The sequence below is a fragment of the Ruegeria sp. YTSC002 genome, from assembly GCF_059609845.1.
In genome coordinates this window covers 29,372-41,520 of sequence record NZ_JBXWML010000008.1, presented here as the reverse complement: position 1 = coordinate 41,520, position 12,149 = coordinate 29,372, and the positions used below count along the sequence as shown (strand labels likewise).

Sequence of the window (12,149 nt, the reverse complement as noted above, 5' to 3'; positions counted from 1 at the left end):
GAATCGGTGTATCCGGCGAATGCGCCGAGCTTCTGGCAAGAACTGAGTGCGATACATCGCAAATGAAAAAGCCGCCCTAGGGCGGCTTTTCTTTGTTTGGGGTGGTCAACAAATCAGGGAAGCCAGGTTGCACCGGTTTTGTCAGAAACAGCGAATAACTGCAGCTCTACTGTTCTCTGCCGTTCAGGGTCCACCTTATTGAATGCCGCTCTGAGCAGGGGCATACCGCCCTTCTCAATGATTTTCGTCACAGCTTTGTTCACAACAGACGAACCTACTAGCTTCTTTTTTTCATCCGTTTCAGCGTCCATCATCTGAGCGCCCCGGTTGATTTCTGCGATTTGAGGTTTGATTTCTTCGAGTAGCTGGTCCAGCTCGATTTGATCCATTCCTATGCCCTATCCTTAGTCGCGGCTTTGATCTTTTTGTCAGTATTGTACTGGCTGAGCGAATACACGGCCCAAATGGCCGCTGGTATCCAGCCAATCAGCGTCAGTTGCAGGAGCAGGCAGAAAAAGCCCTGAAATGGCCTTCTGATCGTGAAAAACACCACAAACGGAAGCAGTATCGCCAGTATCAATCTCATCAAAAGTCATCCTGTCATTTGTGTTATGTGGAACCGTCGCGGACTCGAACCACGAACATGACTACCCGAGTCTGATTTCCCTCGCCCGTGGGCTTATCTCTCTCAAGACACCTAATGATGGCGGGTGGGCACCACTCTACCGTTGAAATACGTTCCCACATAACGGTTCCACTTAAAGCAGAGATTTACTGAAACAGCACCCCCGTCAAGCGGAGGCACTGCTTTCAGGCCGTTTGGCTCTCATTTTCTCCATCGCGATGTCTTTCGCTGACCGGCTTTTCCGCTTTGCGACCGTGCGCTGCGCATCAAATGCCGCCTGAAGCTCCTGATCTTTTTCCGAAACCTCTCTCGCCGGGGCAGGGGCCGGTTTCGCTTCAGCCAGCGCCTTTGCCGTGTCCCTGGCTTGGTCTGCAGCCAGATCGAGGTGGGTGCCCTTGATCTTCGGACTATCGCCACCCAAGAACTGCATGAAATACGGATCTTCGAAGTATCGGATCTTGTTTGCAATCACCGGCATCTTGCCTTCGCGGATAAGCACAACCTCATTTTCAGGCAATCGGCCAACGTGTTCCGGCCGGAGCAGGCGAATGCCTTCCTCGCGTTCCGATATGCTGCCCATTTCCATTTTGCCGAGCGCCCGAGACTTCGATTTGCTCAATACGGTTTTGTCACCGATGGACCTGGACACGTGTTCGCGTACCTCTGAATCCTCAGAGGCTGCGAACATCTGCGTCCCGGCGTTTGCCAGCATCGCCCGCACACCTTCATGCCCATAAATGTCCTGCAGGCGCGACAGCGTTTGCGAAATCACGATGATCCGGCCACCGAACGATCGCATGGTGTCATACGCTTCAACGACGCGCTCAAGATGGCCGAGGCGCTGAAACTCATCGAGCAGCATCAAAACCTTGAACGGCTCATCTTCGCCCGGCTCAACGGTTTCGATGGTGTTCACCAGATCGAGGAAGAACAGGCGAATGAGCGTCCGGAACTCTTTGACCTTCTTCCCTGGTACAGAAAAGTAGATCGAGGTAGGGCGCCGACGCAGATCCTCAAAGTTGATGTCATTGCCCTGCGTGGCTCTTGCCACTGACGGGTTACGCCAGAGCTGAAGGCCGGAGTTGTTCATAACCGAAATCGTTGACCGCAAGATTTTGGATTCTTCGGCTGCAAGATTCAGAAACTCATCTGCAGCTCGCGCATATCCAACTTCTTCAGCCATTTTCTCATAGTCCTTTTGCTTGGTCGTTTTGACCAGGCGCAGGACTTCGGAAATGTATGGCCGCTTTCTTTTGATCGCCAACATCGCCATTGCGCAGAACATGCCCTCGACACCACCCATAAAGCCCTGTGCGGACGAGCTAGGCGTGTCGAACATCTGGGTTGCAACCTGAATCACTTCTTCCCATCGCCGATCCAGATTGTCGGCACGTGCTGCACGGCGCAGAGGGTTGTAGCTGTGGCTTTTGTCGGGGTTCTCGGGGTCGAACACAAACACCTCGTCGCCCATTGCTGCCCGACGCGCACCCGTGGTCTGGAAAATCTCACCCTTGATGTCCAGGACGACGCAAGAACCATTGAAACGCAGAACATTTGGGATCACAAAACCGCTGGTTTTACCCGAACCAGACGGGGCAATGAACATCGCGTGTGGCTTTTGAACGCCGGGACCGGGCTTATAGTAGATTGCGTTTTTGTCCTTTGGCTCACCAAATTTGGCAAACACGATTTCACTATCCAATTGGTCTTTGAGCTTCAGCACCGAAGCATAGCCCTCCTGGACGAGCTGAGGGGCCTTTGCAAAGGTCGCATCACCGTATTTCGTTGAGGGACCACGCAGCGCAGCCGCCACAAATGCAAAGGTCAAAACACCCACTGCGACCACCGCCACCAGACCCATGATCTGCTGCGTCTCTGCAGGCTGTGCCATGAACTTCTCTGGGATCGCCCAGATGTCCAGCCCGCGAAAGCCTCTGGTGTTGATGTATTCGAGCGCCAGCCCGATCACCAACACCGCGCAAGCCGAGGTAGCGATAAAGCCCATTGTACCGGCTATCGCTACCTTCTTGCCTTTGGGTAGATCCTGAAACTCAGCCATCGACCAGCTCGCGTTTGAAGAAGCACACGATGCCAAATTCAGCACGTGCGACACCAACCATTTCCCAACCTTCTTTGCCCAGCTTTGCGAATTTCTCGCTGGCGTCGTCGCGTTCCGAAAAAGGCACGTCTCGATACTCGAATTGCTTCATCTTTGTACTCCTTCAGATAAGTTGTTCAGCGGTCATCAGCGGCGGAAAAATCACGCCGTTGACCTTCCGTTCGTCCCCGATTTTCTTCATGTGAACGATCATGTGAATGGTCGCTCGGATGTCATCGACCACCTCTGACTTTTGGACGGTCGGAGATCCGCGCCGCACCATTTTACTCATCCGTCCAATGGCATCGACGGGCGAGTTGGCGTGCATGGTGCAGACAGATCCATCGTGGCCGGTATTCACCAGTTCCAGGAACATATTCGCGTCGTCGCCCCGGATTTCACCGCAGACGAGGCGGTCAGGTCGTAACCGCAGCGCCGATTCCAGCAGCTTTGTTGGTGATCGAGGGCCATCTTCTTCGGAACGGTCGGCAAGCAGATCGACAGCATTGGGTTGCTCGATGTCCAACTCGGCCACTTCTTCAATCGTCACGATCCGTTCGCCCGGATCGACGCGCTTCAGCATTGCATTGAGAACGGTGGTTTTGCCAGACGACGTGCCCCCCGCAATGATCACGTTCCATTTGCTAAGCATCGCAAGATCGGCCAGCTCGTCAAAGCTCATCGTGCCTGCTGCAAGGGCAGCACGGGCATTTTCGAGTGCACTGTGATCGTTGCTTTCCGCCAATGCGGCCTCTTTGCTGGCGAAGCTGAACGCGCCTAGATCGACAGTTTTCACGCGCAGGAGACGGATCGCAACGGACCCCACGCCGGTTGTTGCTGGCGGAATCACGACCTGCACCCGCGCTTTACCCTGCTGTGTCGGCACGTTGGCCGTCGCAATCGGCTTCTTTTCTCCGAATGTTACATCGCTGAAACCGGCCACGCAGCGCCCGATGTTTGCTACATCGTCTCTGTTCAGAGTGATGTCTGTCCTGGTCATGTGCGTTGTGCCCATTTCTTCGACCCAGACTGCACCATCAGGGTTTACAGAAATTTCGCTCAAGCTTTCGTCGTGCAACAGATGCGCGATCTTGCCTGTATAGTATTCCAGAAGACTATTACCGTTCCGCCCGCTCATGTTCTTGTCCTTGGTAGAGCACTTTTTGGAACACTGGAGGTTGCCTTCGCGGCCTCTCGGCTTTGCCTCGAACGCGAACGCACCTACACAAGATTCATTGATTCCAAAAAGTGCTGAATTTGCTCCAAAAAAGGCCGCTACCGCATTTGAATGTGCAGGGAGCGGCCGGAAGGGCCGCTGAGGCGGTCGGCTCATTGGCTCGCGCTCAGAAGCTATCAAACAAAACGTCGCGCTGCAGGATCGCATTGATGCGACTGCCCTGATCGACAAAGATTGTCGGAGTAATGCGCAGGTATTCATCAAGCGCCGCTGCCGTGGCGTTCTGCAGGTTAGACCCCACTTGCGTTGCCAAATCCGTGCGAACCGAGTTGTTGCTATCGCTGTCAGACACCAACGCCACCGGCGCAATGCCGATGATGGACAACAGCGCAGCAGTTCCGAACCGCTTCCCAAAGTGTGTATTCACCCTGCCGGTCGCACCAGTCCGGCCTTGACCATCCGTACCAGCCGAACCGATCTGAGCGGACAGGCCATCAGGTGTAATGACACGGCTCCAAACAATCATGATGCGCGTTTGCGCCAATGTCGTATCCGCTCGATACTCGCCATAAAGCTTCGATCCACGCGGCAGAAGCAAACGAGTGCCGTCCATCGAGTAGACGCCACGTGTGATCGTCGCCACGACGCTACCGGGCAGTTCCGAGCTGACCGCGCCACCGAACACAGCCGATAAAACCGTGCCTTGCGTTAAGGTGCGCGACGGATCGTCAATGATCGCGGCCCCGACGATGGGGGGATATTCTTCAACCAGATTGTTTTGCCATGTCGTGTTTTGGTTTTCCTGATAGCCGCGTTGTTCTTCAGGCAGGCGGGTGTCGTCTGGCTGGACTTGAACCGGCTGCGGGGCAGCAGGGAAGGGTTGGAAAATGACCGGCTGCGATCCACCATTGATCGGCTGGTAGTTTTGACCGGGTGCTTCCTGTGCCATCGCGCTTGACGCCAACGTGACCAGGGCGAGGGTGATTGCTGTTCTGTTCATCGTCAGCTCCATTAGTTTCTGCCGTATGGGTTTTCATCGAACACGATGCCGTCTGACTGGTTTTGGCGCTCGCGCATCCGCTTGAGTTCTTCAAGCCTGCGCCGCTCATCATCAGTCAGACCCGTAGTCTGTAAGTGGCTCACGCTGGCAAGCGCCCGGGCCTCTGCATCTGCGATGGCCTGGGCAAGTTCCGTCTGGAACTTCTTCTCTCGCTCATCATATCTGACCTGAAGGCGTTCGTTGGTCAGGGTCAGCGTTGCGATTTCACCGTCTTTTTCCGACAGCGAAACTTTGGCATCCGTCAGCTCATCTTGCAGATCGGAAATCCGGCCATTTTGTTGCTCGATTGTTTTCAAGGCTTTATCAAACCCAATGAATTCAACCGGCTGTGGAGTTGAGTCGGGCGTTGCCACCGCAATTTCCTCGGGCAAAGCCTCTGGTTCCGGCTCATCGGCCTCTGGTCCCCGTGCGGTCAAAAGCCCGTATCGCTCGCCACCACCTTGTTGCAAAGCGTCAACGCGGACACCCGTGTTCGTGCTTTTGTTTTCATCGCCCATGACATACCATACAAAGCCCAGGAACACCGCTCCTGCGATTGCAACGGTCATCAGCTTCTTAGGGTCGAACTTCTTCCGGACACGTTGCGACGGCTGTTCAGCCGCCGCCCGTGCCGCAATTGTCTGATCGCGGTTCATTACTTGCTGCCCCCCGGTTTAACTGTCTGTGAAGTGACGGGCCGACCGCTCACACTTGCCTGCTGAAACTCGTCGCCATCGTTTCGAACACAGATCGAAGTGTCCTCGATGCGCAGTGTCCAAAGATCGGAAAGGCCCTGCACCTGGATAATGCCGCGCTCTTTGACTGTGGTGTTCACCATCAGCTCACGTCCATCCGGCAGGACACGGAAGATACCCGGCAGCTCCGCATCTTGTGGGATCTGCATATAGGTGTGAACGCCATCGTCCCAAACGGCGGTAGGCGCAAACTCCGCTTTGCCCGAGCGCGAGTAGTTTTGGTTGACGAAGCGGCCTGTTGGTTTCGGCTCGCTACGTGCCACCGTGCCACGGCGCGTTGTGGTCCCGCCGCTGTTGTTCTTGTTATAGAACGTGACCCGGAACGGTACTCGTTTACGTTCGGCGGCGCTCTCGGCCGGAACCAGATAGAAGTTGTATGTCCCGCGATTGGTCAGCACGGTCAGGTTCGAATCCGAGTTCAGGATTTCCGGCTTGAACGCAATAACACGACCTTCCTGCAGGCGGGTGATCTGAAAACTTTCCGTGTCGCCCGCACCAATGCTGCGGACGGTTTCGCCCTGCGGAAAGTGAACATATGTAATCAGGCGTTCACCCACAGGGATGCGGTACACCTGGTTCTCGACGTAATGAAAATGCGTGATGCGGTGATCCGCGTTTTTTCCGTCTGGCGTCGGTGTGATTTCAGCGAGTAGAGGCGTAGAGAATGCCAAAACTGCTGCTGCGGTGGCGGTGAGTGTTTTGAAAGAACGCTGCATCAGATGTCTCCCATTGCGTCTACGCGGTAGTTGGTGACGACGAAGCCGAATGGATTTTCCAGAAGCTCATCCATCGATGTCACGATTTTTTCCTCAAACCCGTAAGTCACTGTGACCACGTAGCGGGCTGAGGCCGTTGCCTGGTTTGGCACGATCAGGGACTTGCGGATCTCGACCTGCACCGTCTCATCGTTGACCGGCGACACGCCCAGAATTTCGGTCTGCACCTTTGTTTTGGGCGTATAGATTTCGTCCGGATGGTTGTCGTTCGACCCATCCCACAGTTCGCGGTAAGACGTTTCGGCCAGCTCATCAGAACGACGCAGTACCGATTTCAGGCGATCGTTGTTGTCCTGGACATCATAGGTTTCCCGGTCGCGCACATAATTTGCGACTTCCCGGAAGGCCATCGCCTCAGAAGGTTCCAGTTCTTCGACCTTTTCAGTCAGCAGCACCGGCAGTTTTGTGTCCGGATCAATGGAGAATGGCACCGCGCGGATTTCCTTCAAGGGAAGGAGCAGCGCCCAGCCGATTATAGAGGCCACGCCCATTGCCATACCAGCCATGCCGAACACCTGCCATTTGAAGGCATCGCGGCGTGCGCCCAGAAAGAGTTCTTTTTCGTGATCTGTCACGTGTGACATTTGCTCTGTCCCTCGGATTAAGATGATTTTTGTTGCGGTTTTTCTCGGGCCGCCCGAATGCTCTGCCGATAACGATCAGCTGCGTAGCTCTGGCGCGCCGCTCCATCCTGATTGCGGGCTCTGTGTGCAATGTCCCGACGCGCCTGCATGGCACGCGATGCACTGTCTCGCATTCCGGTCCCGTCGCGTGCTGCGGAGGCCATCGCAGCGGCCGTTTTGCCCCCAGCAACTGTGTTGCGCCCAGCACCAGCAGCCGTGCCCAATGCACTTCTTGCGGCAGCGACGGCACCAGTTGCCACGGCAAGACCCGAGGACGCCGACACGATTGCACCCGACATTCCCCCAGCGAGCGACGGGATCTGCGTGAGCATGACAATAGCCACGATGCAGATTGCCAGAAAACGCCCGCTCGCTTCCATGTCATTAACATCAGACAAGGAACCAAGCTCCGAAGCGAAAAGCGCCTGAATAAGAGAAACGATGCCTGTAAGAACGACGATGACCATGATCAGGCCAACGGTCGTTTTCGCCCAGGCTGCGAAGATATTGGCTGTTGCCGAGCTGAGCAGCGTTGCGATGAAAACTGGCGCTAGACCCAGCAACACCGCCAGACCGCCTTTTGCAATGAGTGCCATGCCAGTGCCAAAGGCAACGATGACGGCACCAACAACCCAGAGAATAGCCCCGGTGATGCTCAGGCCCCAAGTCGCGTTTTCAATGGCCTGCTGGCCCATCAAGAAACACTGAAGCGCAATCTCATCCAACGCTTGCCATACATTAGTGGTTCCAGTGAGTGCCCCGGCAATACTGTCCGGCAAGGTTTGGACGCCTTGATAGATTGGTTGGAAAAAGGACCAGCTCGACGCCATTCCGATGATTATCGTCGCCCGAATGATCCAGCCTACATAACCACCAAACCCAATTTCTCTGATCTGAAGTACGCCGTTGATCAGCATCGCTACAAAGATCAGCGCAGCAATAGCCCAGAGGGCGGATGCGAGATCCGCCGCAAGGCTGGTGTATGCTTGCTGAGAAAAGTTGCTGATTGCTGATTCAATCGAGCTGACGAAATCCTGAATCACGGCCCACAAGCCTCCTCAATTACAGGGCGCAGCGCTTCCAAGCGTTCTTGCTGCGTTTCTTTGAGCGATTTGAGTTCGCTGGATGGCTTCGACCAGAAATCGCCTTGGTCTGCGCCCACCAACTCGATTGCAGCTTCGCGGCTGAGATTGCCGAGCGGGCATTCAGTGCTGAATGCTTCATCGGCTTTGCGCAGTCGGCATTGCTCAATGGCAAATTCATGAGCAGCTATCACTTGCTCATTCAGAATGGCATCGGTCCAGTTGCCAACGACATACTGTTGATCCGAGCCCTGACCAGCGTTAGCGAGCTGTTCAACCCCGTATTCCTTCAGGGGTTTTTTGAACGCTCGCACGCCCGAGTAACCAAGACAGGTCCGATATTCCCCAAATGTCCAATCAACATTGGGGGGAAACGGCAGTCGGGCCTCAGCACTGGCCGACGACGCTAAAAGCGTCGCCGTCAGTGTGATCAGGGCGAAAGTGGTGCGGCTTTTCATTGGGTTTCTCCTCTTGCGTAATTGCTAAGCGTCTTTAGGTCCGCTGCGTTTGCAGCCAGATCCGTGCCCGACGCCAGAGCATTAGCCGAGGTTGTGCGCAAGATTTCAATTTCAACTTGCAAGAGTTTCAGGAGAACCGCCGTATTGTAGTCGATTGCGTCCTTCAGATCATCTTGCTGGCCGATTTCACCGCGCAGCTTTTCAGCATCTTCGGCGAGCTGACCGGCCATGTCATAGCCATTCTCACCCAACGCCGATGCCATAAGGCCCGCGCCACCACGTTCAGACAGGATGCGACGAGCTGCTACTTCTGAGCCATTAAACTCTGACAAGATGCCACCGTTGAGGCCGAGGTTGATGGATCGACGTTCCATTGCCTGAGCAGCGACATCGGGCAGCCCGGAGATACCGCCCTCTGCCGCGTCCAGTGCGTAGCCGAGCGTGTCAGCAGCGGTCGCCAGCTTCAAAAAGCTACGGCTGTTGAACTCGTCCAGATCCGTCAGGCCAGTGATAGTCTTGAACGAGTTTTCGAGCAGTGCCCGTTGCTGTTCCAGTTTCTCGTACTGTTCCAGTAGTTGCTCGTACTGGCGGACCATTTCAGCGATTTCTTTGGCCGAATTGGCGGCGTCCTGTGTGATGGATGCAGAGTCCACCACCGGAACACCTTGGGCCGACACCACGACGGGCAGGGCGGCCAGAACCGAAAAAGCAATGGTTGTGCGGAATTTCTTTGAAATATTCATCAGACAAGCTCCAAGTTTTCAGGGGGGGTCATGCGCTCAAAGTCGCAGGCGCATTTGCTGCGATAGCCCGAATAGGTGCTGGTGCAGGCCGAGACAGCGGCCAGAACTACAAGGGCGATTACAAGGCGGGTTTTCATGTGATTTCCTTCCAGAAGTTGGGGTTTTTTCGCCAGTCAGGATCAGGGAACGATTTTCCGTCTGATCCGCTCAGAACACGAAGAAGCGGACCGAGCGCGCCGACATCGACATCGAGCCAAACACTCTCATCACCCTTTTTCATGAGCATTACGCGGTCGCCAAAATGCGCCCTCAGCGCGCCAACCTCTGAATCGTTCAATCCGATTGCCCGGTAATCCGCTTCATTGCCGGATCGAGAGGGGAACAAGAGCTGTGTGCTGGTGTTTTCCAGGATCGACTTGCTTGCCGCTGACGACAGGAGGTGATCGGGGATCTGCGTCATCATCATCATCATGACGTTCAGCTTCCGATACGTGGTGTAAGCGTTCTTGAGGATTTCCGCGCCGTAGGGGTTGCCTGCGATCACCCAGGCTTCATCAATCACAAAGACAGTGGGCACTTTCGCGGCACAACGGCGCTCGATCTGGCGCATGACGTAGCTGATCCATGCCAACCGGACCAACTCGTCATCCAGAACCTCAGAAATATCGAACACAAGATGCCGATCGTCAGAGGCAAAAGGATCTGTGCCACCCTCGCCAAACATCCACGACAAACGCCCGTCGCCCGCCCATTCACTCGCGCGCTTGAAGAGGTCTTTGCCATCATCAAAGGCTCTGAACCGCTCGACCAGTGAATCGAAGTTCTGCAGTTGTGGCGGCAACGTCGCGTTTGCCTGACACGCCTGTTTAATCTCGTCTTTCTGTTCGGCTGTCAGTTTATCGTCGTAACTCATCAGAGCTGTGGCCCAATTCGCCAACCAGCTTTGACCGGCCTCATCCGTTTCCGTTTGAAACGGGTTCATGCCAGTGGGTTCGCCCACCCGGACGCGGGTGTACTGTGCGCCGAGCGCCCGCATCGGAGCTTCCATTGCCCGATCTTTGTCAAAAGCGATGATCCGCGCGCCCTGTGCCACCGCCATTGTCGCCAGCAGCATCGCGATCACAGTTTTACCCGATCCGTTCGGCCCCAGAACGATTGTGTGGCCGGAGGGCAGGTTTTCAGCGTCTTTGCTGGTCTTGGGAAGGTGCAGCGAAACATCATAGCTGTCCCCGTGCGTTGTCGGGAAAGTCGCCAATGGCCCCGGCCAGGGCAGCTTTTCAGCGTCCAGCCCTTTGGGCCGCATGTGGAACGCAACCATGTCCGCAAAGTTCTGGTCCGTAATCAGTTCTTCACGGGGACGGAATGCGAAATTGCCGGGGTGCTGCGCGAAGTACACCGCACGGGCCGACATCGCTTCGCGCTTCACTGTGCCACCCGAAATCTGAATTTCACCGATGATGTGTTTTTCGGCGGTTTTCAGATCTTCTTCGTTCCCAAACACGCAGATCGACAGGTGGTGCTTGCCGAGTGACATGGTGCCGGAGGCAATACCGTCCGCCAGAATGGACAAATCCTCTTCAAGCGACTTCGCTTTGTCGCCCGCCGAGCGCATTTGTCCCGACTTGCGGCGTTCCATTTCCTGCGCCTGGGCGCGGCTGATCGGCAGGAAGGATTGCGAAATGACGACATCAACCGGCAGGTCCAGCCCGTCGAAAATGCCGGGGAACGACGCCATCGGGTAATTCTTCAGCGAATACACACGGATGGAGCGTTCCTGATCGTCGCCCGTGACCAGATTGCCGGTCTTGCCCTGAAACAGCACATCCTCTTGCGGCATGTTGAAGGCAATGGGTTCTGCAATGTTCGTGTGAATGATCGGCTGATACCGACCGTTCAACAGCATCCCATAATAGCCGAGCCAACGCCCCTCGCTGAGCTTCAGCCGACGCACACGGCTTTCGCCCAGCGTGCCCGCCAGTGTTGTGAAAACACCGTCGAGCTGTTCGATCATTTCGCGGCGTTCCTCGTCTATCGTTCCAGACGACATGCCGAACATCTGTTTTGCCCGCTCATCCTGCCGCTTTTGGAGAATGGCGCTGATGACGATCTTGCGTTCTTTCAGCTCTGCATCGACGGACGCTGAGCGCATGGCCTGCGCCACTGCACCGGCAAAGCCGGTTGGATCTGTGATGACATGACCAGTCTCAGCCGGGACGGTCAGTCGATGAACATAAAACGCCACCTCGTTGGGTGTTGTGCGCAACACACGCTCAAACCGTTCGGCCAGGAACTCGAACTCGTTTTCGTCCAGCGTGTTTGCGTTGATTCCGGTGATTTCTGCAGCGGCGATAAGGCCACCGTTGCGTGTGGAAATGACCTCATCGTCCACGACATAGCCATACGGTAACATCTGAAAAAGGCTCATTTCATCCTTGCGCCAGCTCGGCTCGATCAACGAGCGGGCAAGGGTCCACATGCCTCGGGCAGCAGGCTTAGGCATTATAGTAATCTCCCCCATGATGCTGGCGGTTTTTGGTGCGCGGAGTTTTGGAAAGGGTTACGGACAGGACGCGGAAGAAAGCCGGTTCCCATTCGTAAAAGAGGCGAAGCCCGGTGTAGAAAACAAAACCCGAAATGATTGCTGGCGCTATCCCGAACATGAAGAACGAAAGCATGGTCATCCCGAGGATCACCAGCAGATAGATCACGGGTAGGCCGCCCCATTCTGCGGGGCGGCTCAGGCCGCGAAAGACCGTATTGCGGCGCGGCATCA

Annotated in this window: 15 protein-coding genes; all 15 read right to left on the bottom strand. The window is 55.5% G+C overall.

Going from position 1 to position 12,149, the window contains the following annotated elements; genetic code table 11:
* Nucleotides 1–113 precede the first annotated feature (113 nt).
* Complete coding sequence (locus tag AC2FFD_RS15285; protein ID WP_209251527.1) at nt 114–389, bottom strand: hypothetical protein; 276 nt, start codon at nt 387–389, stop codon at nt 114–116.
* Between the two features lie 2 nt (nt 390–391).
* Entirely contained in the window at nt 392–586 is a 195-nt protein-coding gene (locus AC2FFD_RS15280; protein ID WP_209251525.1) for a YqaE/Pmp3 family membrane protein, read from the bottom strand.
* A gap of 205 nt (nt 587–791) precedes the next feature.
* Nucleotides 792–2,684 (bottom strand): type IV secretory system conjugative DNA transfer family protein, encoded by a 1,893-nt coding sequence (locus AC2FFD_RS15275; protein ID WP_267366667.1) that lies wholly within the window; start codon nt 2,682–2,684, stop codon nt 792–794.
* Nucleotides 2,677–2,835, bottom strand: a complete 159-nt coding sequence (locus AC2FFD_RS15270; RefSeq protein ID WP_267366665.1) for a hypothetical protein — start codon at nt 2,833–2,835, stop codon at nt 2,677–2,679. Before AC2FFD_RS15270 ends, AC2FFD_RS15275 begins: the two co-directional genes overlap by 8 nt.
* 12 nt (nt 2,836–2,847) lie before the next feature.
* Nucleotides 2,848–4,080 (bottom strand): ATPase, T2SS/T4P/T4SS family, encoded by a 1,233-nt coding sequence (locus AC2FFD_RS15265; RefSeq protein ID WP_496873481.1) that lies wholly within the window; start codon nt 4,078–4,080, stop codon nt 2,848–2,850.
* Nucleotides 4,067–4,912, bottom strand: coding sequence for a TraB/TrbI/VirB10 family type IV secretion system protein (locus AC2FFD_RS15260; protein WP_496873480.1), 846 nt, complete (start codon nt 4,910–4,912; stop codon nt 4,067–4,069). The genes AC2FFD_RS15265 and AC2FFD_RS15260 overlap by 14 nt, the downstream gene beginning before the upstream one ends.
* Nucleotides 4,912–5,595 carry a hypothetical protein gene (locus tag AC2FFD_RS15255; protein ID WP_475190791.1) on the bottom strand — a complete coding sequence of 228 codons (684 nt, stop codon included), beginning with the start codon at nt 5,593–5,595 and terminating at the stop codon, nt 4,912–4,914. Before AC2FFD_RS15255 ends, AC2FFD_RS15260 begins: the two co-directional genes overlap by 1 nt.
* Entirely contained in the window at nt 5,595–6,410 is an 816-nt protein-coding gene (locus AC2FFD_RS15250; protein WP_475190786.1) for a TrbG/VirB9 family P-type conjugative transfer protein, read from the bottom strand. Before AC2FFD_RS15250 ends, AC2FFD_RS15255 begins: the two co-directional genes overlap by 1 nt.
* Entirely contained in the window at nt 6,410–7,054 is a 645-nt protein-coding gene (locus tag AC2FFD_RS15245) for a VirB8 family type IV secretion system protein (protein ID WP_475190782.1), read from the bottom strand. Before AC2FFD_RS15245 ends, AC2FFD_RS15250 begins: the two co-directional genes overlap by 1 nt.
* Before the next feature lie 17 nt (nt 7,055–7,071).
* Nucleotides 7,072–8,136 (bottom strand): TrbL/VirB6 family protein, encoded by a 1,065-nt coding sequence (locus AC2FFD_RS15240; RefSeq protein WP_475190780.1) that lies wholly within the window; start codon nt 8,134–8,136, stop codon nt 7,072–7,074.
* Entirely contained in the window at nt 8,133–8,633 is a 501-nt protein-coding gene (locus tag AC2FFD_RS15235) for a hypothetical protein (protein WP_475190777.1), read from the bottom strand. The genes AC2FFD_RS15240 and AC2FFD_RS15235 overlap by 4 nt, the downstream gene beginning before the upstream one ends.
* Nucleotides 8,630–9,376: a type IV secretion system protein gene (locus AC2FFD_RS15230; protein WP_475190774.1), complete on the bottom strand. Its 747-nt coding sequence runs from the start codon at nt 9,374–9,376 to the stop codon at nt 8,630–8,632. Before AC2FFD_RS15230 ends, AC2FFD_RS15235 begins: the two co-directional genes overlap by 4 nt.
* Nucleotides 9,376–9,513: a hypothetical protein gene (locus tag AC2FFD_RS15225; RefSeq protein ID WP_170417970.1), complete on the bottom strand. Its 138-nt coding sequence runs from the start codon at nt 9,511–9,513 to the stop codon at nt 9,376–9,378. The genes AC2FFD_RS15230 and AC2FFD_RS15225 overlap by 1 nt, the downstream gene beginning before the upstream one ends.
* Nucleotides 9,510–11,876, bottom strand: coding sequence for a VirB4 family type IV secretion/conjugal transfer ATPase (locus tag AC2FFD_RS15220; RefSeq protein ID WP_475190770.1), 2,367 nt, complete (start codon nt 11,874–11,876; stop codon nt 9,510–9,512). The genes AC2FFD_RS15225 and AC2FFD_RS15220 overlap by 4 nt, the downstream gene beginning before the upstream one ends.
* Nucleotides 11,869–12,147 (bottom strand): VirB3 family type IV secretion system protein, encoded by a 279-nt coding sequence (locus tag AC2FFD_RS15215; RefSeq protein ID WP_170624894.1) that lies wholly within the window; start codon nt 12,145–12,147, stop codon nt 11,869–11,871. Before AC2FFD_RS15215 ends, AC2FFD_RS15220 begins: the two co-directional genes overlap by 8 nt.
* Nucleotides 12,148–12,149 lie beyond the last annotated feature (2 nt).

What these genes read in the sequence shown, in the direction of transcription:
- AC2FFD_RS15230 (WP_475190774.1), bottom strand. Translation starts at nt 9,376, where the DNA reads ATGAATATTTCAAAGAAATTCCGCACAACCATTGCTTTTTCGGTTCTG.
- AC2FFD_RS15270 (WP_267366665.1), bottom strand. Translation starts at nt 2,835, where the DNA reads ATGAAGCAATTCGAGTATCGAGACGTGCCTTTTTCGGAACGCGACGAC.
- AC2FFD_RS15245 (WP_475190782.1), bottom strand. Translation starts at nt 7,054, where the DNA reads ATGTCACACGTGACAGATCACGAAAAAGAACTCTTTCTGGGCGCACGC.
- AC2FFD_RS15215 (WP_170624894.1), bottom strand. Translation starts at nt 12,147, where the DNA reads ATGCCGCGCCGCAATACGGTCTTTCGCGGCCTGAGCCGCCCCGCAGAA.
- AC2FFD_RS15260 (WP_496873480.1), bottom strand. Translation starts at nt 4,912, where the DNA reads ATGGAGCTGACGATGAACAGAACAGCAATCACCCTCGCCCTGGTCACG.
- AC2FFD_RS15235 (WP_475190777.1), bottom strand. Translation starts at nt 8,633, where the DNA reads ATGAAAAGCCGCACCACTTTCGCCCTGATCACACTGACGGCGACGCTT.
- AC2FFD_RS15225 (WP_170417970.1), bottom strand. Translation starts at nt 9,513, where the DNA reads ATGAAAACCCGCCTTGTAATCGCCCTTGTAGTTCTGGCCGCTGTCTCG.
- AC2FFD_RS15280 (WP_209251525.1), bottom strand. Translation starts at nt 586, where the DNA reads ATGAGATTGATACTGGCGATACTGCTTCCGTTTGTGGTGTTTTTCACG.
- AC2FFD_RS15285 (WP_209251527.1), bottom strand. Translation starts at nt 389, where the DNA reads ATGGATCAAATCGAGCTGGACCAGCTACTCGAAGAAATCAAACCTCAA.
- AC2FFD_RS15255 (WP_475190791.1), bottom strand. Translation starts at nt 5,595, where the DNA reads ATGAACCGCGATCAGACAATTGCGGCACGGGCGGCGGCTGAACAGCCG.
- AC2FFD_RS15220 (WP_475190770.1), bottom strand. Translation starts at nt 11,876, where the DNA reads ATGCCTAAGCCTGCTGCCCGAGGCATGTGGACCCTTGCCCGCTCGTTG.
- AC2FFD_RS15275 (WP_267366667.1), bottom strand. Translation starts at nt 2,684, where the DNA reads ATGGCTGAGTTTCAGGATCTACCCAAAGGCAAGAAGGTAGCGATAGCC.
- AC2FFD_RS15250 (WP_475190786.1), bottom strand. Translation starts at nt 6,410, where the DNA reads ATGCAGCGTTCTTTCAAAACACTCACCGCCACCGCAGCAGCAGTTTTG.